This window comes from Neobacillus sp. GCM10027624 (assembly GCF_042675345.1).
Classification (GTDB): domain Bacteria; phylum Bacillota; class Bacilli; order Bacillales; family Cytobacillaceae; genus Neobacillus; species Neobacillus cucumis_D.
Genome location: NZ_JBHTHD010000002.1, coordinates 112,218 through 132,207, shown reverse-complemented (window position 1 = coordinate 132,207; position 19,990 = coordinate 112,218). Strand labels below are relative to the sequence as shown.

Sequence of the window (19,990 nt, the reverse complement as noted above, 5' to 3'; positions counted from 1 at the left end):
AATGACACAAGTTGTACAAACAAAGGTTGATCCATTTACACTCGAAATTATAAAAGATTCATTAATTGCGATTGGTGATGAAATGTTTATCGCCTTAGCGAAAACCTCAATGAGCCCAATCATTTATGAAGTCCTTGATTATGCAAGCGGCCTTACCGATGCAAAAGGACAGTTATTAACGCAAGGTAACGGGGTAACAGGATTTATCGGAATGTTGGCAGATATGGTTAAGCAAACACTGAAGAAATTTGGCGATGGGAAATTAAAGCCAGGAGATATCATCATCATCAATGACTCATATGGCGGTGGAGGATCCCATCTCTCTGACGTAGGGCTGGTAATGCCTATTTTCTATGAAGGAGAAATTGTTGCTTTTTCTGCAAATAAGGCACATTGGACTGAGGTGGGGGGTAAAGACCCCGGATCCTACAGTAATGATGCAACAGAAATATTTCAAGAAGGCTTGCAGTTCCCTTGTGTAAAACTTTTTGAGGAAGGAAAAATCAATCAGGCAATAGTTGATATCATCGAAGCAAATGTGCGCTTCCCTGAATTATCATTGGGAGATATGTGGGCGCAGGTTGCCGCGTTAAAAACTGGCGAAAAGCGTGTAAAAGAACTATGTGAAAAACATGGGAAAAAGTTTGTTCTTTCATCGATTGATTATTTGCTGGACCATGGTGAACAGCTTGCACGGCAAGAACTTAGGAAATTACCAAAAGGAACCTATGAGGCGGAAAATTATATTGATGATGATGGATTCGGCAATGGACCATTTTTAGTAAAAGTGAAGGTAACCATTACAGACGAAAAATTTATTGCTGATTTCCGAGGAAGTCACCCGCAAGTACCAGGGCCAATTAACTGCTCTTACACAGCCCTCGTATCAGCCGTTCGAGCATTATTTATGGCCATTACAAACCCTTCTCAAGATGCTAACGATGGGGTATTCCGTTTGCTAGAAGTCATTACAGACAAGGGATCTGTTCTTTCAGCCGAACGTCCTGCTCCTGTATCGATTTATTGGGAGAGCATGCAGGCTGGGGCTGATTTAATTTGGAAAGCTCTTGCACCGGTTATTCCTCATAGATTAACAGCAGGTCATTTATTATCTGTTTGCTCTGTTGTCTTGTCTGGATTACATCCTGATACAAAGGAACCATTCCTAATCGTTGAACCATCTGTAGGCGGTTGGGGTGCAGCTGAAGGCCAGGACGGACAAAAGGGACAATTCTGTATCGGAGATGGTGAAACCTATAATGTTCCGGTTGAGGTCGCTGAAACAAGATATGGAGTTTTGGTGGATGAGTACAGCCTGCATACCGATGGTGCTGGAGCTGGGGAATATATTGGCGGTGCGGGTGTCATTCGTTCCTACAAAGCATTAACAGATAACCAACAAGCTTCTATTACATTTGGACGCCATAAGTTTGTTCCTTGGGGAATTAAAGATGGTAAAGACGGTTCAGCGAATAAGTTTTATGTTGAAAAGGCAAATGGAGAAGTGGATGGACCATATGGTATTTATCCAAGATACCCTTTAAATACCGGGGATATAGTTAAATTGGTTACTGCAACTGGTGGCGGTTATGGTGATCCATTCAAACGACCTGCTGAAAAGGTAGCAAAAGACGTGAAAAATGGTTTTATTTCCATACAACAAGCAAAAGACGATTATGGTGTTATCGTGACCGCTGAAACCTATACTGTTGAAGGTTTGACACTGGAACGTTTAGAGAGGGGGGAGTAGGATGGAGGTATTAAAGATTGATGAGCTTCAAATCGATCGCGGTGCGGCTGTTCCGTTAAAGACAGTATTTTCACAGGAATACCTTTCTGGAAATGTGAGAATGGGTACGGTAACCATACCTCCAGGAAAAAGGGTCCCATTATCGGGTGTTTCGAATCATCGAGAAAACGAATATTCAATTATTGTAAAGGGATCGATCGTCACGGAAACCAATGGAAAAACCTATCGGGTTTCTAGTGGAGAAGCCACCTTTATTCCTGCCGGTCAGGAACATATTGCTTATAACGAAAGTAATGAAGATTGTGAAATTATCTGGGTATTAGTGGGGCGAGGTACTGGAAAAAACAAACGTAGACCAATATGATGCCGTTATTCCAAAGTAACTGGTCAGGCCTTTATAATCGGTTTTCACCAGTTTGTCATCGATCAAATAGATCCAATGAAGCAAGGTTTTTTATTAGCATAATTTTTATAAATATAGGAGTGTTTCATAATGAAAGAGCAGTATCAACAACGATTAGACAAATTAATGGGGCATTTACATCAACAACAAGTAGATTTAGCGATCATCAATTCTCCTAAAAATGTATTTTACTATACAGGTTTTAATTCTGATCCGCACGAGCGCTTTATGGCGTTGGTCCTAGATCTTCGTAACGGAAATCAATATCTATTTGTACCTGCTCTAGACAAAGAAGCAGCTGAAAAAAATTCGACCATTCAAAATCTGGTACCCATCACTGATGAAGTAAATCCGTACCAAGTTCTCAGAAATACTGTTGGAGAAGGCATTCGAAAAATCGGTTTAGAAACGAAAAATATCAGTTTATTTCAACAAGAGCAACTACATTCCATATTTTCCGATTTTAGCTATCAAAATATTGGAGAATTCTTGTCAGGTCAGCGTATGAGAAAGACTGCAAAAGAATGTCATAAGGTTCAAGTAGCTGTACAAGTGATTGAAAAAGTAATGGCAGAAGGGATCAAAAAAGTAAATGAAGGAATGTCAGAACAAGACTTAGCTGCTGAACTGGAATTTTTAATGAGAAAATTTGGCGCTGATGGCCCATCCTTTACAACGATTGTTCTCTCAGGGGAGAAAGCATCCTTACCGCATGGCCGTCCGGATCGAAAAAAAATGATGAAAGGTGAATTCATCTTAATTGACATGGGTGTCATCGTTGATGGCTATTGCTCCGATATTACGCGAACCTTCATTTTAGGCGAGGAGACCGCTAAACAACGTAAAATTTATGACATTGTTCGAGAGTCAACAAATGCCGGCGTCCATGCGGCAAAAGCAGGAGTAACAGCAGGTAGTGTGGATATTGCTGCACGTAATGTTATTAAGGTTAATGGATACGGTCAATACTTTAATAATCGTGTCGGTCACGGTCTAGGCATGGAAGTACACGAAGAACCATCCATGCATGAAAAAAATGAAACAATCTTAGAACCGGGATTCTTATTTACAGTTGAACCAGGTATCTATATCCCAGGATATGGCGGGGTACGAATTGAGGAAGATGTTTATATTGGAGAAGATGGAAAAGCAAAAGTATTAACCACATTTCCAACCGAGTTAATAAGGATTGGTTAAAATTACAGAAGAAAAGAGTGAAGAATCAACCCGATTCCTCACTCCTTTTTTAAATAATGCTATTTTTCGTAATCCATGTGTCATTTAAATCACTATCATAAACAAGTGAGATCGGAATAAAAATGGGAACGATGTCGCCATTTTGTTCTCCAAATCCCTGATTTCTTTTATAGCTGACAAACTGGTCCCTAATTTGATTTGCACCTATATTCATGACGGATGCGTGGTCAAACACATTTATTTTATAACCCAACAAATTGATTTCTGTCGGTGCAAATATAACCATCAAAATCACCCCATGGAAGCAGACATATCCAAAAAATCCTGGCTTTTGTTTAAATCACGCTGTTTTTTGCGGAATTTGAATCAGCAACATCTGGATCGACAACCCATGAAATAGGAATATTGACCGGTGATATATCACCATTCTGTTCGCCAACTCCCTGATTTCGTTTATAGGCAACTAACTCATCGATTATTTGATTGGGGCCAAAATTTACATAGGAAGAGTTATCAATCGCATTCACTTTAAAACCAAGAAGATTTATCGCATAAGGCCCAACAATCATTTCCATCACTCCCTGTTTATTTTCACTCTTGGTGAATCAAATGGTTCGTCATCATATGTCGCATGGACCGGAATCATAATCGTAGTTAAGTCAGCCATTTGTTGGCCATAGCCTTGATTTTTTTTGCCGGTCACATTAACCCCAACAATATAATTCTCCCCGAAGGATACCAATGAAGCATGATCAGGACTACCCAGTTTCAAACCGCCAATATTAATCTTTGTTGGAATAAAAAACATGTTTTGTCCTCCAAATTACAGCATTTTAAGAGAATAAAATACGATATTTTTAAAGTTTATTCGTTTAATGGTGAAAAAATAACAGGTTTAAAGATTGGGCCAACCTATTCGTTTTTTGCATACAAAGGCAGATTTATTTTTATATTTGGGTAGCCGCCTATGCCTTTTTCCTTCGTTGACATAGTCTAGACTGTAACCTATAAAAAGGAGAGTGTGCTTCATGACATTTAATCAAATGGGTACAGGAGCGATGGGTGGATTCCCTGGTATGGGAAGCACGGGTGGAGTTCCTGGAGCAGGTATGACAGGTATGGGTAGCATGGGAGGAGTTCCCGGTATGACAGGTATGGGTAGCATGGGTAGTATGGGTAGTATGGGTGGAGTTCCCGGTATGATGGGTATGGATGGAATGACTGGTTTTCCTGGTCATGGATTTGATGGGATGCATGGAATGGGTGGTTTCCCAGGTCACGGTTTTGATGGGATGCATGGACTTCCCGGTCATGCAGGAATGGGAACATTCCCAGGACATGGATTTGGAAGTATGGGTGGATTCCCAGGATATGGAGGATATGGAAGCATGGGAGGTTATCCTGGCTACAGTGGTTATGGAGGATTCCCTGGGACTGGAGGATACCATGGATATCCAGGATTCCCAGGAGTAGGGGGAACCCAAATGTTTGGTCCACAAGGCGGAATGACAGGTTTCCCTGGTTCTGTACCGGGGGCAATGGGAGGCTTTCACGGTTAAATAAGCCATTCCTGCTGAATTTTAAAAATGAAGTGGTGTCCCTAAAACTTGGGACACCACAAAAAAAAAACGAAAGTGGTCGTTTCCACTTTCGTTAGAAGGAAAAATGTTTGGGTTACTACAAAGTATGTTGATGCTTGTACGTCGATGTAGTTTACTTGTCCTATATTTAAAAAATATTATTTAAAAATGGGTCTAACAAATTTTTTGGACGAGCTCGATTGAATTATTCTTAGGCGAATTAACTAGAGACGAAACCTCATAGGCCTCCATTAATCGTTCATCAAATGGTTTTAAAAATCCCATTAAATATTCTAGGTTTGAAACAGAGGGATCCAGCCATATTTTTTCATCCTCCGGCTTGAGAATGACAGGCATACGGTCATGAATATCCTTCATTATTTCATTGGGTTGGGTTGTTATGACTGAGCAGGAATAGAGGGGCTTACCATCAGGCGATTTCCAGGTGCCCCAAATTCCCGCCATCGCAAATAAATGATTGCTTTTCAGCTTTATACGCATCGGCTTTTTTGAGCGATCCTCTAAACGTTTCCATTCATAAAAACTATCAGCTACAATTAAACAGCGTTTGCGTTTAAAGGAATCCCGGAAGCTTGGTTTCTCTGATAAAGTTTCAGACCGGGCATTAATCAATTTGTTGCCAATGGTTACATCCTTTGCCCATGAAGGGACGAGACCCCATTTTAAAAACCCCATCCGATTCATCGTTCCATCATTTATGATGGCTAAAACCTGTTGAGAGGGTGCAATATTATAACTTGGACTATACAGTTCCTCATCCAAAAAGGAATGAACATCAAAGCGGTCCAAAACTTCCTCAAGAGTTGCAGTTAACGTAAATCGGCCACACATACAAAAATCACCTCTGTAATTGAGTGTAACAAAGTTTTTGATCATTTTTCAAAGTTTTTATTTAAATTCTATTGACAAGACAGAAAATTTAAATTATTTTTAAAGTAATCCAAACTAAAAGACTACCATAAAAATCACACCTTATATGTTAACCTTCCAACATAGAATCTTCTTATTAAATTGAAAGCGCTATCCTACACGTACGATTTCTATTTACCTCCAAGATTTATCTACCAAGACCCTTTTAAATCCTTTTTATATTTATTGTAAGTGGTATATACCATTATTAGAAAAAGTGAAATAATAAATGAAAACACTAAAAATTGGAGATCATCAGATGAGTAAAATGCTGAAGGACGAAGAAGCAATTCCATTTTATAAACAATTAAAAGAAAAAATCCTTGATGATATTGAAATTGGCAAATTAAAGCATGGAGATAAACTGCCATCGGAAAGAGAACTGGCTGACCAATATGGAATCAGCCGGATGACAGCAAGACATACCTTGTCCATTTTAGAAAGAGAAGGTGTAGTAGAAAGACGAGTGGGTTCAGGAACTTTTATTTCGAATAAAAAAATAGAAATGGACTTTATTACCTTTAACAGTTTTACAAGAAACATGATTAATAGGGGATTAACTCCTATCACCCAAGTTCTTTCGATTCGAAAAATAGAAGCAAAACCGATGTTGGCAAACAAATTAAAAGTAGCAATTGGTGAGTCAGTGACAGCAATCAAACGTTTACGTCTTGTAGATGACATGCCAGTCGCGATTGAAGAATCATTTATTCCTGAAAAGCTTTGTCCTAATCTCGATCAAATTATCACCGATAACAGTTCCCTTTATGAAATTTTAGAAAACCATTATGGTATTGTCCTCGTCAAGGCAAAGGAGTACATGCAGGTTACCTATTCCGAGGAAAGTGACAGCAAGCTATTAAAAATCCGTTCCGAAAGCCCTTGTATATTTCAAGAAACGGTCGCCTTTGACCAAAATGAACAGGAAATTGAATTTTCCACTTCATTAACCAGAAGTGATATCGTTAAATTTTATTCTGAATTGAATCTCCAATAAACAAGGATTCCTTTCAGATTTAGATAAAGTGGTATATACCATTAACAACCGAACTAGGAGGAAGAAACATGAAGGTAATTGGTGTTGGCGATAATGTAGTAGATCAGTATCTTTATAAAAGGACCATGTATCCAGGTGGCAATGCTTTGAATTTTAGTGTTTATGCAAAACAGCTTGGTGTAGAGTCCGCCTACCTTGGCGTTTTTGGCAGCGATCGTGCTGCTGAACATATAACCAAAACCTTAAAAAATTTAGAAGTCGATCTATCACATTGCAGGTATCATGATGGTGAAAATGGTTATGCGCAGGTAGATTTAGTCGATGGCGACCGAGTTTTTATCGGAGGCAATGGGGGAGGCGTCCAAAAGGATCATCCAATTGTCCTTACCGATGAAGACTTGGAATATATCAAAACCTTCGAAGTTGCTCACAGCAGCATATATAGCGAGATGGAAGCGGAATTACATAAGTTAAAAGAAGCAGGGGTCAAAGTATCCTTTGACTTTTCAGCTGACTATAATAATGAAATTTTAGAAAAAACGTGTAAGCATGTGGATTTTAGTTTATTGTCCTGCGGTCAATCGAAGGATGAGGAAGTAGAAGAACTTTTAAAACGAGTTCACTCCTATGGAAGCATTCTAGCAATTGGTACGATGGGTTCACGCGGTTCCATGGTTTACGATGGACAAACCTTTTATCGTCAGGAGCCTCATTTTGTTCAACCCGTCGATACATTAGGAGCAGGAGATTCTTTCTTCACCGCCTTCATTCTTCATTATCTTAAAGGAAAGAAAGAAAAAACGATGAAGACAGAAGCAGAGCTTATCAAGGCCAGCTTGGTAGAAGGTGCAAAATTTGCTGCGAAAACCTGTCTTGTCGACGGTGCTTTTGGGTATGGGATTTCATTCTAATCCCCTTTTAGGGGGAGGAATTTTATTAAAAAGATCCACAGGGGGTGTCATGTATTAAATAGTTTGAAAGTTTAGTATTTTTAAAAAATAGGAGGGTTAATGAATGGGTAAAAAAATGAAGATTTTATTAGTAGCCATGCTAATGTTTGCACTCGTGTTAACAGGATGTTCAAGCTCTTCGTCAACCAAGGAAGACGAGTCGGGTAAAATCGTTCTAAAATTTTTGCATAAGTGGCCGCAGCCAGAGTACGCTCCCTATTTTGAAGAAGTTGTAAAAGAATTTGAAAAGCAAAATCCAAATATTATCGTAAAAATGGAAGCGATTGCAGACGAACCAATTAAGGATAAACTCCGTGTCATCCTTGGCGGTAACGATGTTCCTGACATTATGTTCTCTTGGTCAGGAGAGTTTGCAAGAAAATTCGTTCGTGCCGGTGCAGCCTTGGATTTAACTCCTTATTTAAATGAAGATACTGCATGGAAAGACAGCTTCATTCCAGCTTCCTTGCAGCCTTTTAGCTCTGACGGCAAAAACTATGGAATTCCGCTTCGCTTTAACGGAAAATTCTTTGTCTATAACAAAAAAATATTTGATAAGTACCACTTACAAGCACCAAAGACTTGGGATGAATTTGTACAAGAGTTAGACACCTTGAAAAAGGGTGGAGAAACTCCGATCATTTTTGGTAATCAAAGCCCTTGGGCAGCCATTCATTACTTAACTGGTCTAAACCAAAAACTAGTAGCACAGGATGTAAGAATGAAAGATTATAATCCTAAATCCGGAGAATTTACGGATCCTGGTTATGTAAAGGCAATGGAGATGTTTGCTGAATTAAATAAAAATGGCTACTTCATGAAAAATGCTAACTCTACTTCCCATGATATGGCGAAGCAATTATTCCTAGCAGGAAAGGGAGCCATCATGTATGTAGAATTAGAAGAATTCCCGGACATCGAAAAGGGCTTAAAAGGAAACTGGGGATTTTTCCCAATGCCGACTATTACAGATGGAGCTGGAAATCAGAATTTCATCACCGGAGCACCGGATGGATTTATCGTTTCATCTAAATCCAAGCATCCTAAAGAAGCCATTAAATTCTTAAAATTCTTAACTAGCAAAGAAAATGCTATAAAACTGACAAAACAGCTTGGCTGGCCAAGCCCGATTGATGGTGCAACAACCCCTGAAACTTCCTTGAAACAGGTAGCAGAAGGCGTTGATTTCATGAAGAAGGAAGAGGGCATGGCTGAATGGCTTGATACAGATGTACATGCGAAGGTTGCAGATGCATACCTAACGAATATTCAGCTATTGCTGGACGGCACAAAATCACCGGAAGAAATTATTAAACAAGTTCAACAAGTTGCGAAACAAGTACAAAGTGAAGTGAACTAATAGATGAAAGGGTAGGTAGTTCTGTAACTGCTTACCCCCTCTAAGGAGGAAGAAGGATGACGAAAACATTTCGAAATAGCCGTACAGCTTTATTCTATATTTTACCAGCACTTCTTCTCATCCTGTTGTTTGTGTTTCTGCCGATTGTTCTAAATCTTTACAACAGTTTATTTAGGTGGAATTCATTTTCGGCAGGAAAAACGTTTGTAGGTTTTGATTATTATAGCAGACTCTTCAAGGATCCCGTTTTTTATATTGCCTTAAAAAATAATTCTCTCTACGCTGTCATTTCATTAGTATTCCAGGTAGGAGGCGGATTAATTATTGCCGCCATTTTAGAAGATAAACTGATTAGAAGATTTCAACCATTTTTCCGAACTGTATTTTTTATCCCTTCCGTTATTTCCATAGCCGTTGTTGGTTTATTATGGCAGCTGATTTATAATCCGGAAGTTGGTCTAGTTAATAGTTTTTTAAAATTCATTGGCCAGACTGAATGGGCACATTCCTGGCTTGGGGATAGTAAAGTTGCCATTTATGCAGTTGTTGCCGTTTCGCAATGGCAGTATACAGGTTACATGACGATGCTGTTCTTGATCGCAATGCAAAAAATTCCATTTGAATATTATGAAGCGGCCATGATTGATGGCGCATCTAAGATAAAAACCTTTTTCAATATAACACTTCCACAAATCAAAGAAATGACCATCGTGGGTATGGTCATTACCGTAATTGGTGCATTCAAAGTGTTTGATGAAGTGTATATCATGACCTTTGGCGGACCTGGTCAATCGACAGAAGTGTTAGGAACGATGCTTTACCGGGCAGCTTTCCGAAACGATGAAATGGGCTATGCTTCCACAATTGGAACAGTCATATTCGTCATCACTCTCATCCTATCCTTAATCCAAATGAAACTAGGAAAATCAGGACAGGAGGCGTAAGAAAATGACGACAAGAGAAAATCCAGTGGTTAAAACAAACGAATTCCAGCCCGTTAGAACAGTAGGGCCGAGGATTTCAACAAAGATTAAAAATAAACTCTTTCAAGGGACAGTTCTTGTCTGGTTTAGTATTTTTGCAATTTGTATTATATATCCGATCATTTGGCTTGGATTAAGCGGACTAAAATCGAATAGCGATTTCTTCTTAAGTACGTGGTCCCTGCCAAAAGAATGGCTTTGGAGTAATTATAAAGCCGCTTGGGATGCAGGAATTGGTCATTTCTTCTTAAATAGTGTTCTTGTGACAGCGGTCTCCGTTATATGCGTACTCTTCTTTGGGTCGATGGCAGCCTATGGGCTGAGCCGCTTTCATTTTAAAGGTCAGAATTTCTTATTGATAATTATCCTAAGCGGTTTGATGCTTGCGCCGCAGGTTAGCTTGATCCCGCTTTATAAATTGTTGCAGGCGATTGGACTATATAACACCTATGGAGCCTTAATCCTCCCTTATGTAGCGTTTCAATTGCCATTTGCGATTTTCTTGATGCGATCCTATTTTCTTTCCATCCCCCATGAGCTTGAAGAATCGGCTATTCTCGATGGATGTAATAGTTGGAAGGTCTACCGACATATTATTGTTCCGATGGGTAAACCCATCATTGCTTCCTGTGCATTGTTGACGGGAATGAACGTCTGGAATGAGTTCATGTTTGCCCTTGTATTCGTTGAAGATTCCAGCCTTCGAACGATCCCAGTCGGCTTAATGAACTTAAGGAGTCAGCTAAATACGGATTTTGGAATTCAATTGGCCGGTTTGGCAATATCCGCCTTGCCGATGATCATTGCGTACATTATTTTCCAAAGACAATTCGTCCGCGGCTTATCGGCTGGAAGTGTAAAAGGTTAAGCAAGGGTACCATGATAATTGGAATAGGGAAGAAATGTACTTTCCTATTCCACGTAATTTCGTTTCTCACGATTGGTTTAAATGGTATATACCAAATAACCAATTTAGAAAAATATAGAATTTAAAGGAGGATACAAAATGTTAGCAGATGTACAAAAAGCCTTAGATGTGTTGAAGGAAAGGGATATTGACCGTGTTTATTTCGTCGCATGCGGAGGTTCTTCTTCCCTTATGTATGCAAGCAAATATGTGTTGGACCGGGAAAGCGAGACGATTGACTCTGATCTTTACAGCTCCAACGAATTTGTCCATCGTAATCCGAAGAAGTTAAACGAAAAATCGCTGGTGATTTTATGCTCACATTATGGAAAAACCCCCGAAACGGTGGAAGCTGCACGTTTTGCTCGTGAAAAGGGTGCGTTAACTATATCCCTGACCTTTGATGCTGATTCACCGCTTGCACAGGTTTCTGAGAATGTAATCGTCTACCATGATCAGGAAGACTCAAATTATGTGAACGAATCCCCTGCAATTATGCTTGAACTTGTTTTTGGCCTGTTAGCAGAAAAGGAAGGCAACGAAAAATTTAATGATATCCTGTCCTCCTTAGAAAATCTAAGACCGCTTTTAAACAAGGCAAAAGAAGAGACTTTGGCCCAAGCAAAAGAATTTGCCGAGTCCTATAAGGATGAAAAAATTATTTACACGATGGGCAGCGGCGCCAACTATGGAATTGCTTATTGGTTTGCGATTTGTCTCCTAATGGAAATGCAGTGGATCCATTCTCATGCCCTCCACGCAGGTGAATACTTCCACGGTCCATTTGAAATTTTGGATAAGGATGTACCAATTATTCAATTAGTTGGCTTAGATGAAACCCGTCCATTAGAAGAGCGCTCTTTAGAATTTACCCAACGCTATGGTGAAAGAGTGATTGTAATAGATGCAAAAGACTTTGACTTAACAGGTGTTGCTGAAAGTGTGAAAGGATACATTGCTCCACTCGTCCTACAAACCGTTTTACGCCAATATGCAGGTGAACTGGCAGAGGTTCGTAATCATCCATTAAGCACCAGAAGATATATGTGGAAGGTTCCTTATTAAAAGTAGGGCACCTATTAACTTAGAAGTCTTAAAAAATTTCAAATAACATTTGGAGGGATTATCTTGTTAAAATTCGAACACGATACTTTTTTAGAATATGTTGGAAAAGAAGCGGTAGCGAAAAGAGAAGAAATTGAAAAAGTAGTAGATGAAATTTCCGCTAAAGGCTATAAAAATATCTTCCTTATCGGGTCTGGCGGAACAATTGCGATGATGTACCCATTCGAATATATCCTAAAATCGAACTCAACCGTAGAGGTCCATGCAGAAATTGCTGCAGAAGTATTAGTCATGAATAATCGCCATCTTTCAAAAGATTCCGTTTGTATTTTTGCATCTGTGACCGGAACAACAAAGGAAACGGTAGCAGCAGCCGAGTTCTGTAAGGAGAAGGGGGCCACCACCATTGGTTTGGTCGCAGAACCTGGTACACCACTTGCCGAAGCCGTTGATTATTGCATTTCAACCGGGCATGAGAAGCATTCGTTCGATACATTCTTCCTTCACCTACAATTGTTGACATTCCGTTTTATCCATAACAACGATGAATTCCCGCAATACGAGCAATTTGCAAAAGAAATCGCCATGTTGCCAGAAGGAATTGTTCATGCATTAAAAGCCTTCGATTCCCGTGCAGAACAATTTGCGATTAAACATAAAGATACAGGTTACCATATGTTAGTCGGTGCTGGTAATCTATGGGGAAATACCTATTCCTACGCGATGTGTATTTTAGAGGAAATGCAATGGATTAAGTCTAAATCGATACATGCAGCTGAATTCTTCCATGGTACACTTGAGCTTGTTGAGGAAGACACCAGTGTCATTTTATTCAAAGGAGAAGATGAAACTCGTCCATTGGTTGATCGTGTTGAACGATTTGCAGAAAAAATAACAAATGAATTATTCATAATTGATACGAAAGACTATCCACTTGAGGGCATTAGTGAGGAATTCAGAAAACACTTTGCTGTAAATTTAAACTGGGCATTAACAAGCAGGATTAGTGTCTACCTGGAGCGTGAAAGAAACCACCCATTAGAACTTAGAAGATATTACAGAAAAATGGAATATTAAGATAAAACTGAGGTTATTATTAAAATTCCATACAATTGTTAAAATCATAGTAAAATATATTTATTTTAAATTTTCAATTACTTTTACACTTTAAACTGTTGAAAGAAAATTTTGAAAATGTTACTATTGAGTTGTTTAAATTCTTCTGAGTTTAGACCTCCTAAACTGAAGCTTAGCCTTGACCACTAAGCTTTACTTTGGACCTTTGAGACGTACTCAAAGGTTCTTTTTTTTGATGAAATCGGCTAAGATGGAATCAATATTATTTTGACGGAGGAAACTTAAGTGGATTTTAAAACTATTGATCGTTGGGATGAAGAAATCTGGAATCAGGTAAGCCCTATTTATCAAAAAGCCTTTGGGGATAAAGGAGCGAAACCTGAAAGGATTATCCGTAACATGTTCCGTAAACAAATTTGCTTCCTCCATGTTGCTTTACAACAAGATCTACCCGTCGGACTTGCACTCACAGGAAAATTACAGGGAATAAATGCCCTTGTGATTGATTACATAGCCGTTGACGCTAATCATCAGGGTCGGGGGAATGGTTCTGAAATGATCCACTACTTAAAGGACTGGGCGATGGCTGAAAAGGGATTTGATAGTATCATAATTGAGGTCGAGTCAGAGATGAGTGTTGAAAATCTGGATAGGATTTATTTTTGGAAAAAGAATGGTTTTACTTTAACGGACTATATTCATCGGTATATTTGGGTTCCAGAAACCTATCAAGCCATGTACATACAGCTCTCCCCGAATGAAAAATTTCCCAAGGACGGGAAACAGCTTTTTAAACATATTGGTAATTTTCATAAGGAATCTTTTCAAGGGATCTAACATGTTTATAAATGCCAACCGAAGTAAAAAATGATATATTGTGGACAAAGAAGAAATTGTTTCCAAGATCATATAAAGGGAGTGTCTAAATGAAGGGCCAAATCACACCGTATCTTATGTTTGATGGCAATGCCAGAGAAGCTTTGGAATTCTATCGTGAAGTGTTTCAAGGGGAAATACTAAACGTTAAAACTTATGGGGAGGCAGGCTATAATAATTCTCCGGAGGCTCAAAATCTTCTGATTCATGCCCAATTTAAAAAAGATGATTTATTCATAATGGCTTCGGATGCATTTCCAGGAAATACAATAAATAAGGGAAATAACATTTCGTTGGCACTTGATTTGGAAAGCGAAGAGGAAATTCAACGATTATATGATGCCTTACGTGAGGACGGGAAGGTCTACATGGAACTTCAGGATACCTTTTGGGGAGCAAAATATGCAAAGGTTACAGATGCCTTCGGAATTGCCTGGGATTTAAATTATCAAAAGTCATAACCGCAGTTGGAAAAACAAAAGCACTCGGATCGAGTGTTTTTATTTTTGGCTAAAATTACTATTTGTGAATTCAAACTTAAAAAATTAAAACCTTTCATCCACTGTTCTGCTAAAGTATTATTGTGCTAAAATTCAGAAAATTCCATTGACAGACATGATAGCATCACATAGAATAATAAAGAAATTTAAAATATAATGATGGGATTGATCATTCATGAGGCATCGAATAAAAATTGTTCAAAATTCAAAAATGGTTATAAAAGAGGCTGGACTCCAATTCTAAGTGAAATGGAATCCAGCCTCTTTCTTTATTTTACTAAAGTGGTAGAGGAGAGATATAAATGATTACATTAACTGGCCAAGGTTTAACTTTAAAGGAAATGAAAGAAGTATTATATGGTGGTCAAAAGGTTCAAGCATCAGATAAAAGCATGGAAGCAGTAAAAAAGAGCAGGGAAGCAGTAGATCGAATTGTTTCAGAAGGAAGAGTGATTTACGGAATTACAACTGGATTCGGTAAATTTAGTGATGTATTAATCGATCAGAACGATGTTCAAGACCTGCAGTTAAACTTGATCCGTTCTCATGCATGCGGCGTCGGCGAACCATTTCCTGTGGATGTAGCAAAAACAATGGTACTTCTTCGTGCCAATGCACTGTTAAAGGGTTTTTCTGGCGTACGTCCAGTGGTAATTGAAACATTATTAAATCTTGTGAATCATGATATTGTACCTGTTATTCCGCAGCAAGGTTCACTTGGTGCAAGTGGAGATTTAGCGCCCCTTTCCCACCTAGCATTAGCACTTGTTGGGGAGGGAGAGGTATTCTACCAAGGAAATCGTATGGATTCTTTAACAGCGTTCCAAATCGAAGGAATTCAGCCAATTACATTAGAGGCAAAAGAAGGATTAGGAATTATTAATGGAACACAGGCGATGACTGCAATGGGCGTTGTCGGCTACTTAGAAGCAGAACAGCTTGCGTTTGAAAGTGAGCTTATTTCTTCCATGACGATTGAAGGATTAAATGGAATTATCGATGCATTTGATGAAGACATTCATGTTGCACGCGGTTACCAGCAGCAAATTGATACAGCAGCAAGAATACGCAGTTATTTAAGTGACAGCTTATTGACTACACAACAAGGCGAGCTTCGCGTGCAGGATGCTTATTCACTTCGTTGTATCCCACAGGTTCATGGAGCTTCATGGCAGGCACTTGATTATGTAAAAGAAAAATTAGAAATTGAAATGAATGCGGCAACAGATAATCCATTAATTTTTGATGATGGTGAGAAAGTTATCTCTGGAGGTAATTTCCATGGCCAGCCAATTGCGTTTGCAATGGACTTTATGAAAATTGCCGTTGCGGAAATGGCTAATATTTCAGAACGACGCATTGAACGGTTAATCAATCCACAATTAAATGATCTGCCGCCTTTCTTAAGCCCAGAGCCAGGTCTACAATCTGGTGCGATGATTATGCAATATGTGGCAGCAGCGCTTGTTTCTGAAAATAAAACATTGGCACACCCAGCAAGTGTCGATTCGATCCCATCTTCTGCGAACCAAGAGGATCATGTAAGTATGGGAACCATTGGCTCAAGACATGCACATCAAATTATTCAAAATGCAAGAAGAGTTCTTGCGATTGAATTAATTTGTGCCATGCAGGCTGTGGAATACCGTGGTGTGGATAAAATGGCTACACAAACAAGAAGACTCTACGAAAAGGGAAGAGAACTTATTCCTTCTATTAATAAGGACCGAATATTCTCTAAAGATATCGAAAAAGCCGCTGAAGCCTTAAAGAAAATCGATTTGACAACATTCATACAGCAATTTGATGATGTTAAATAAAAGTTTAGGCCAAAAATTGAAGTGACATTGCTAGGATCTTCTATTTTTCACTGCAAATAATTATTGGAGGAATTAAAAATGTGGGTTATCACTCTTTATTCTATGGATAATATTAAAATGTATGAATATGAAAAAGAAGAGGAAGCAATAGAAGCCTTCAAAAAGATTCAAGGCACCAAAATTCTTTCTGAAATTGTCTATTTTAATGATCCTTGTTTTTTAAATTAAAGCTTGTAACCCTGTATGAATTTACAGGGTTTTTTCTCTATATGAAAGGGACAAGGCAATCCAGTTCTTTTTAAAAAAATTGCGGATATATTTCTTGTAAGCGGTGATAAATTTAAAAACCTGATATAGAGGTGAAGCCAAATGGAGTACATTCTCGCCTTTGATGCCGGAACGGGCAGTATTCGGGCGGTATTATTTGATCTGTTTGGAAATCAAATCGGTGTTTCGCAATTTGAATGGGACCATTTAGCGGATGAACGGTTCCCCGGGTCAATGGATTTTGATTGGGAAACGAACTGGGGCTTGGTTGTCCAATGTGTTCGAAATGTATTAAAAGACACAGGAATTAATGCAAGGAATATCAAAGGCATCAGCGCAACCGCGATGCGTGAAGGAATTGTCCTTTATGATGATCAGGGCAAGGAGATCTGGGCGTGTGCCAATGTGGATGCAAGGGCCTCAGAAGAGGTAAAGGCGCTAAAAGATCTAAATTCCGGAATAGAAAAAGAAATTTATAACGTATCTGGACAAATGTTCGCTCTAGGGGCATTGCCAAGGCTGTTATGGATCAAAAACCATTTACCGGAAATCTATGAAAAAGCTGCGGTGATGACGATGATTAATGATTGGCTTCTATTTAAACTATCCGGCAAGCTTCAGGTAGATCCATCAAATGGCTGTACCACCGGTATTTTTGATTTAAGGAAACGGGATTGGGAAAAGAAAACGGCCAGTTTATGCGGAATTAAGGAGAAACTATTTCCGTCTGTAAATGAGGCAGGGACAGTCTTAGGGGCATTGACCGATGAGACCGCAGTCTTAACAGGATTATGTCCTGGAACCCTTATCGTCTCAGGTGGGGGAGATGCGCAAATGGCTTCTGTTGGCGTAGGGGCTGTTCTCGAAGGGCAGACTGTGGTTTCAGGCGGCTCCTTTTGGCAGCAGGAAGTCAATGTTTCAGAGCCCATAGTAGATAAAGGGGGACGAATCCGGGTGAACTGTCATGCAGCACCAAATCTCTGGCAGCTTGAAACCATCGTCTTTTTCCCTGGTCTTGTAATGAGATGGTTCCGTGACGCATTTTGTGACATGGAAAAAGCGGAGGCGGCTGCAACCGGCCGCGATCCATATGAGATTTTAGAAGAAAAAGCCAAGGATGTGCCGATTGGCGCGAATGGAATTATCCCGATTTTTTCCGATACGATGAATTTTGGTTCCTGGCGACATGCCGCTCCATCCTTTATAAACCTCACACTTGATCCTCAGAAAACAGGAAAAAAAGAACTCTTTAAATCCCTTCAAGAAAATGCAGCCTTAATTACTTTAGGAAACTTAAAATTGATTGAAGAAGCGACAGGTACTTATCCAGAGGAGGTTATTTTTGCAGGGGGAGCTTCGAAAGGAAAGCTGTGGAGCCAAACACTTGCAGATGTCTTAGGGGTTCCGGTTAAGGTTCCTGTGGTAAAAGAAGCTGCCGCTTTAGGCACAGCTTTATATGCAGGAATCGGGGCAGGACTCTATGAAAATATTGAAAAAGCAGTCGAACAGGTAGTGAAGTGGGAGCGGACCTACCAACCTAATTTAGAAAATCATAGGGTTTATCTTGAAATTTTTGAAAAATGGAGGCGTGTCTATAAAGAACAACTGATCCTAGCCGACCGTGGTTTAACCACTAATATGTGGAAAGCACCTGGATTGGATTAAGTTTTGAAAGGGGTGAGAGGGATGAAGAAGGTGAATGAACATGAATTTGAATACCGGTTTGGGGACAACGGACCGAAATACTTAACAAAGGGGCCCAATGTGGATGTAGGAGTTGTCGTATTGAAGCCGGGACAGGACTTTCAAAACCATTATCATTCCGTTTGTGAAGAAATTTTCTATATTTTAGAAGGTGAAATTGACTTTTATATCAATGGAGACCATATACAGGCAAAGCCGGGGGATATGATTCAATGCCGGCCACATGATTCCCATTATTTAATCAATCAATCAGAGCAACTATTTAAGGCTGTGTTTATAAAGTCCCCGCATATTACGGAACGGGATACAGTAAATATACCGAATCCCGTCATTAAATAAAGGAGTGTGTTACGAATGAGCTGGGGGTTTCAAAACCGTTTGAATAAAATTTTACCCAAAAGAAGGGCCGTCATGCTGGCAATTGACCATGGTTACTTTTTGGGGCCAATCAGGGGATTAGAAAAGCCGGGTGAAACGGTAAAAGATCTACTTCCCTATACAGATTCCCTCTATTTAACGAGGGGTACACTAGCATCTTGTATTCCAAATGATACAGAAAAACCGATGGTCCTGCGTGTATCCGGCGGTCCGACAACGGTTGGTAAGGATCTGGCAAATGAAACGATTGTCACCTCTGTGAAAGAGGCAATCCGTCATAATGTGGTCGGAGTGGGTGTTTCTGTTTTTATTGGTTCTGATTATGAAACGCAAACGGTTACGAATCTTGCTCATGTTGTCAGTGATGCCCATGATTACGGGCTACCGGTTTTAGGAATTACTGCAGTAGGCAAAGAGCTTGAAAAACGGGATGCGAGGTTCCTTGCATTAGCTTCGAGGGTAGTAGCGGAAATGGGGGCAGATATTGTAAAAACCTATTACTGTGAAAATTTTGAAGAGGTGACAAGCAAGTGCCCGGTACCGATTGTAATTGCCGGGGGACCGAAGTTTGATACAATCGGGGAAGCTCTCGAAATTACATTTAATGCAATGGAGCAAGGAGCGGTCGGGGTGGATATGGGGAGGAATATTTGGCAGTCTGATTACCCGCTTGCGATGATCCAGGCGATCCATTCGATTGTGCATGAAGGTTTTTCAGTGAAAGAGGCAGTGGAATTATATGAAACGAATACGAAAATGAAAGCATAAAAAAATACACGCCTGAAACCTCTAGTGTAGGTTCAGGCTTTTTTAATCCAAAAACCTCTTTTTCAACTCCGGGGAAGGAAGTATACAGCTGTTTTTCCTGCCAAACCATGTATAGCGATTTTTCGCAATGATATCATATATGTAGTCTCTACTATTCGTTGGGATCATCTTCATTAGGATTGCGAACAGTTTCCATGTACCCTTGAGCTCCTGACAAACCCGTAATGCAGCGGTCGATTTTATATAAACCTTATCGTTTTCAATTAAAACAAAGCTATTCAGATCTGGAGGGAGACCGTATTTCGTCATCATTCGTTTTCCAGTTTCCCCTTGAAGGGATGCGAACTTAAATTTCTCAGATGCATCTCGCTTGATAATAAACTGCACACTATGATTACATAAATTACATACACCATCAAAAAGAACAATTCGCTCCATCTGATCACCACCCATTCTGATACAAATCCGGTGTCCACTC

At 39.5% G+C, this 19,990-nt stretch carries 23 protein-coding genes and 1 pseudogene; 19 read left to right on the top strand and 5 right to left on the bottom strand.

Going from position 1 to position 19,990, the window contains the following annotated elements; genetic code table 11:
* Window position 1 precedes the first annotated feature (1 nt).
* The 4 genes and pseudogenes from ACFQZ9_RS00690 to ACFQZ9_RS00675 all read left to right on the top strand — a co-directional run bounded on the left by ACFQZ9_RS00690 (window position 2) and on the right by ACFQZ9_RS00675 (window position 3,350).
* Complete coding sequence (locus tag ACFQZ9_RS00690; RefSeq protein WP_498941863.1) at window positions 2-1,750, top strand: hydantoinase B/oxoprolinase family protein; 1,749 nt, start codon at window positions 2-4, stop codon at window positions 1,748-1,750.
* Window position 1,751: 1 nt separating this feature from the next.
* Window positions 1,752-2,114: a cupin domain-containing protein gene (locus tag ACFQZ9_RS00685; protein ID WP_498941862.1), complete on the top strand. Its 363-nt coding sequence runs from the start codon at window positions 1,752-1,754 to the stop codon at window positions 2,112-2,114.
* Window positions 2,077-2,216 (top strand): annotated as a pseudogene (locus ACFQZ9_RS00680) (proline racemase family protein); the annotation flags it as partial. The gene ACFQZ9_RS00685 and the pseudogene ACFQZ9_RS00680, both read left to right, overlap by 38 nt.
* Before the next feature lie 27 nt (window positions 2,217-2,243).
* The gene (locus ACFQZ9_RS00675; RefSeq protein WP_498941861.1) at window positions 2,244-3,350 is read left to right on the top strand and encodes a M24 family metallopeptidase; all 1,107 of its coding nucleotides are present in this window, start codon (window positions 2,244-2,246) and stop codon (window positions 3,348-3,350) included.
* 49 nt (window positions 3,351-3,399) lie between these two features.
* Here ACFQZ9_RS00675 and ACFQZ9_RS00670 read toward each other — a convergent pair whose 3' ends face one another.
* From ACFQZ9_RS00670 to ACFQZ9_RS00660, 3 genes are read right to left on the bottom strand one after another with little or no spacing between them, the layout of a single operon-like run.
* Window positions 3,400-3,636 (bottom strand): hypothetical protein, encoded by a 237-nt coding sequence (locus ACFQZ9_RS00670; RefSeq protein ID WP_498941860.1) that lies wholly within the window; start codon window positions 3,634-3,636, stop codon window positions 3,400-3,402.
* A 49-nt stretch (window positions 3,637-3,685) separates the two neighbouring features.
* Entirely contained in the window at window positions 3,686-3,919 is a 234-nt protein-coding gene (locus ACFQZ9_RS00665; RefSeq protein WP_198313462.1) for a spore germination protein, read from the bottom strand.
* A gap of 5 nt (window positions 3,920-3,924) precedes the next feature.
* A complete protein-coding gene (locus tag ACFQZ9_RS00660) occupies window positions 3,925-4,158 on the bottom strand; it encodes a hypothetical protein (RefSeq protein ID WP_198313463.1) in 234 nt (77 codons plus the stop codon).
* A 220-nt stretch (window positions 4,159-4,378) separates the two neighbouring features.
* On the opposite strand from ACFQZ9_RS00660, the gene ACFQZ9_RS00655 reads away from it, so the two are divergent.
* A complete protein-coding gene (locus ACFQZ9_RS00655) occupies window positions 4,379-4,909 on the top strand; it encodes a hypothetical protein (RefSeq protein WP_498941859.1) in 531 nt (176 codons plus the stop codon).
* Between the two features lie 195 nt (window positions 4,910-5,104).
* Here the strand turns inward: ACFQZ9_RS00655 and ACFQZ9_RS00650 are convergent, their stop codons facing one another.
* Entirely contained in the window at window positions 5,105-5,782 is a 678-nt protein-coding gene (locus ACFQZ9_RS00650) for an SOS response-associated peptidase (RefSeq protein ID WP_498941858.1), read from the bottom strand.
* A gap of 337 nt (window positions 5,783-6,119) precedes the next feature.
* Here ACFQZ9_RS00650 and ACFQZ9_RS00645 point away from each other — a divergent pair, with 337 nt between their 5' ends.
* The 14 genes from ACFQZ9_RS00645 to lsrF all read left to right on the top strand — a co-directional run bounded on the left by ACFQZ9_RS00645 (window position 6,120) and on the right by lsrF (window position 19,512).
* Window positions 6,120-6,857 carry a GntR family transcriptional regulator gene (locus ACFQZ9_RS00645; protein ID WP_498941857.1) on the top strand — a complete coding sequence of 246 codons (738 nt, stop codon included), beginning with the start codon at window positions 6,120-6,122 and terminating at the stop codon, window positions 6,855-6,857.
* A 68-nt stretch (window positions 6,858-6,925) separates the two neighbouring features.
* Window positions 6,926-7,768: a fructoselysine 6-kinase gene (locus tag ACFQZ9_RS00640; protein ID WP_498941856.1), complete on the top strand. Its 843-nt coding sequence runs from the start codon at window positions 6,926-6,928 to the stop codon at window positions 7,766-7,768.
* Window positions 7,769-7,871: 103 nt separating this feature from the next.
* Entirely contained in the window at window positions 7,872-9,167 is a 1,296-nt protein-coding gene (locus ACFQZ9_RS00635) for an ABC transporter substrate-binding protein (RefSeq protein ID WP_498941855.1), read from the top strand.
* Between the two features lie 56 nt (window positions 9,168-9,223).
* On the top strand, window positions 9,224-10,111 hold the full coding sequence (locus ACFQZ9_RS00630; protein ID WP_498941854.1) for a carbohydrate ABC transporter permease: 888 nt from the start codon (window positions 9,224-9,226) through the stop codon (window positions 10,109-10,111).
* Window positions 10,112-10,115: 4 nt separating this feature from the next.
* Complete coding sequence (locus ACFQZ9_RS00625) at window positions 10,116-11,018, top strand: carbohydrate ABC transporter permease (RefSeq protein ID WP_198313468.1); 903 nt, start codon at window positions 10,116-10,118, stop codon at window positions 11,016-11,018.
* A gap of 138 nt (window positions 11,019-11,156) precedes the next feature.
* Window positions 11,157-12,122 carry an SIS domain-containing protein gene (locus ACFQZ9_RS00620; protein WP_498941853.1) on the top strand — a complete coding sequence of 322 codons (966 nt, stop codon included), beginning with the start codon at window positions 11,157-11,159 and terminating at the stop codon, window positions 12,120-12,122.
* Between the two features lie 63 nt (window positions 12,123-12,185).
* Complete coding sequence (locus ACFQZ9_RS00615) at window positions 12,186-13,199, top strand: SIS domain-containing protein (protein WP_198313470.1); 1,014 nt, start codon at window positions 12,186-12,188, stop codon at window positions 13,197-13,199.
* A gap of 285 nt (window positions 13,200-13,484) precedes the next feature.
* Window positions 13,485-14,036 (top strand): GNAT family N-acetyltransferase, encoded by a 552-nt coding sequence (locus ACFQZ9_RS00610; protein ID WP_498941852.1) that lies wholly within the window; start codon window positions 13,485-13,487, stop codon window positions 14,034-14,036.
* Between the two features lie 89 nt (window positions 14,037-14,125).
* Window positions 14,126-14,536, top strand: a complete 411-nt coding sequence (locus ACFQZ9_RS00605; protein ID WP_498941851.1) for a VOC family protein — start codon at window positions 14,126-14,128, stop codon at window positions 14,534-14,536.
* Window positions 14,537-14,877: 341 nt separating this feature from the next.
* Window positions 14,878-16,395 carry a histidine ammonia-lyase gene (hutH, locus tag ACFQZ9_RS00600; RefSeq protein ID WP_498941850.1) on the top strand — a complete coding sequence of 506 codons (1,518 nt, stop codon included), beginning with the start codon at window positions 14,878-14,880 and terminating at the stop codon, window positions 16,393-16,395.
* Window positions 16,396-16,473: 78 nt separating this feature from the next.
* Window positions 16,474-16,623 carry a hypothetical protein gene (locus ACFQZ9_RS00595; protein WP_197031476.1) on the top strand — a complete coding sequence of 50 codons (150 nt, stop codon included), beginning with the start codon at window positions 16,474-16,476 and terminating at the stop codon, window positions 16,621-16,623.
* Window positions 16,624-16,764: 141 nt separating this feature from the next.
* Complete coding sequence (lsrK, locus tag ACFQZ9_RS00590) at window positions 16,765-18,327, top strand: autoinducer-2 kinase (RefSeq protein WP_498941849.1); 1,563 nt, start codon at window positions 16,765-16,767, stop codon at window positions 18,325-18,327.
* Window positions 18,328-18,348: 21 nt separating this feature from the next.
* Window positions 18,349-18,705, top strand: coding sequence for a cupin domain-containing protein (locus ACFQZ9_RS00585; RefSeq protein ID WP_498941848.1), 357 nt, complete (start codon window positions 18,349-18,351; stop codon window positions 18,703-18,705).
* A 15-nt stretch (window positions 18,706-18,720) separates the two neighbouring features.
* Window positions 18,721-19,512 carry a beta/alpha barrel domain-containing protein gene (gene lsrF / locus ACFQZ9_RS00580; RefSeq protein WP_498941847.1) on the top strand — a complete coding sequence of 264 codons (792 nt, stop codon included), beginning with the start codon at window positions 18,721-18,723 and terminating at the stop codon, window positions 19,510-19,512.
* Between the two features lie 42 nt (window positions 19,513-19,554).
* Here the strand turns inward: lsrF and ACFQZ9_RS00575 are convergent, their stop codons facing one another.
* A complete protein-coding gene (locus ACFQZ9_RS00575; RefSeq protein ID WP_498941846.1) occupies window positions 19,555-19,950 on the bottom strand; it encodes a thiol-disulfide oxidoreductase DCC family protein in 396 nt (131 codons plus the stop codon).
* Between the last annotated feature and the right edge of the window lie 40 nt (window positions 19,951-19,990).

What these genes read in the sequence shown, in the direction of transcription:
- ACFQZ9_RS00685 (WP_498941862.1), top strand. Translation starts at nt 1,752, where the DNA reads ATGGAGGTATTAAAGATTGATGAGCTTCAAATCGATCGCGGTGCGGCT.
- ACFQZ9_RS00650 (WP_498941858.1), bottom strand. Translation starts at nt 5,782, where the DNA reads ATGTGTGGCCGATTTACGTTAACTGCAACTCTTGAGGAAGTTTTGGAC.
- ACFQZ9_RS00670 (WP_498941860.1), bottom strand. Translation starts at nt 3,636, where the DNA reads ATGGTTATATTTGCACCGACAGAAATCAATTTGTTGGGTTATAAAATA.
- ACFQZ9_RS00585 (WP_498941848.1), top strand. Translation starts at nt 18,349, where the DNA reads ATGAAGAAGGTGAATGAACATGAATTTGAATACCGGTTTGGGGACAAC.
- ACFQZ9_RS00655 (WP_498941859.1), top strand. Translation starts at nt 4,379, where the DNA reads ATGACATTTAATCAAATGGGTACAGGAGCGATGGGTGGATTCCCTGGT.
- ACFQZ9_RS00640 (WP_498941856.1), top strand. Translation starts at nt 6,926, where the DNA reads ATGAAGGTAATTGGTGTTGGCGATAATGTAGTAGATCAGTATCTTTAT.
- lsrF (WP_498941847.1), top strand. Translation starts at nt 18,721, where the DNA reads ATGAGCTGGGGGTTTCAAAACCGTTTGAATAAAATTTTACCCAAAAGA.
- ACFQZ9_RS00690 (WP_498941863.1), top strand. Translation starts at nt 2, where the DNA reads ATGACACAAGTTGTACAAACAAAGGTTGATCCATTTACACTCGAAATT.
- ACFQZ9_RS00630 (WP_498941854.1), top strand. Translation starts at nt 9,224, where the DNA reads ATGACGAAAACATTTCGAAATAGCCGTACAGCTTTATTCTATATTTTA.
- ACFQZ9_RS00620 (WP_498941853.1), top strand. Translation starts at nt 11,157, where the DNA reads ATGTTAGCAGATGTACAAAAAGCCTTAGATGTGTTGAAGGAAAGGGAT.
- ACFQZ9_RS00605 (WP_498941851.1), top strand. Translation starts at nt 14,126, where the DNA reads ATGAAGGGCCAAATCACACCGTATCTTATGTTTGATGGCAATGCCAGA.
- ACFQZ9_RS00575 (WP_498941846.1), bottom strand. Translation starts at nt 19,950, where the DNA reads ATGGAGCGAATTGTTCTTTTTGATGGTGTATGTAATTTATGTAATCAT.
- hutH (WP_498941850.1), top strand. Translation starts at nt 14,878, where the DNA reads ATGATTACATTAACTGGCCAAGGTTTAACTTTAAAGGAAATGAAAGAA.
- lsrK (WP_498941849.1), top strand. Translation starts at nt 16,765, where the DNA reads ATGGAGTACATTCTCGCCTTTGATGCCGGAACGGGCAGTATTCGGGCG.
- ACFQZ9_RS00595 (WP_197031476.1), top strand. Translation starts at nt 16,474, where the DNA reads ATGTGGGTTATCACTCTTTATTCTATGGATAATATTAAAATGTATGAA.
- ACFQZ9_RS00645 (WP_498941857.1), top strand. Translation starts at nt 6,120, where the DNA reads ATGAGTAAAATGCTGAAGGACGAAGAAGCAATTCCATTTTATAAACAA.
- ACFQZ9_RS00635 (WP_498941855.1), top strand. Translation starts at nt 7,872, where the DNA reads ATGGGTAAAAAAATGAAGATTTTATTAGTAGCCATGCTAATGTTTGCA.
- ACFQZ9_RS00660 (WP_198313463.1), bottom strand. Translation starts at nt 4,158, where the DNA reads ATGTTTTTTATTCCAACAAAGATTAATATTGGCGGTTTGAAACTGGGT.
- ACFQZ9_RS00625 (WP_198313468.1), top strand. Translation starts at nt 10,116, where the DNA reads ATGACGACAAGAGAAAATCCAGTGGTTAAAACAAACGAATTCCAGCCC.
- ACFQZ9_RS00665 (WP_198313462.1), bottom strand. Translation starts at nt 3,919, where the DNA reads ATGATTGTTGGGCCTTATGCGATAAATCTTCTTGGTTTTAAAGTGAAT.
- ACFQZ9_RS00675 (WP_498941861.1), top strand. Translation starts at nt 2,244, where the DNA reads ATGAAAGAGCAGTATCAACAACGATTAGACAAATTAATGGGGCATTTA.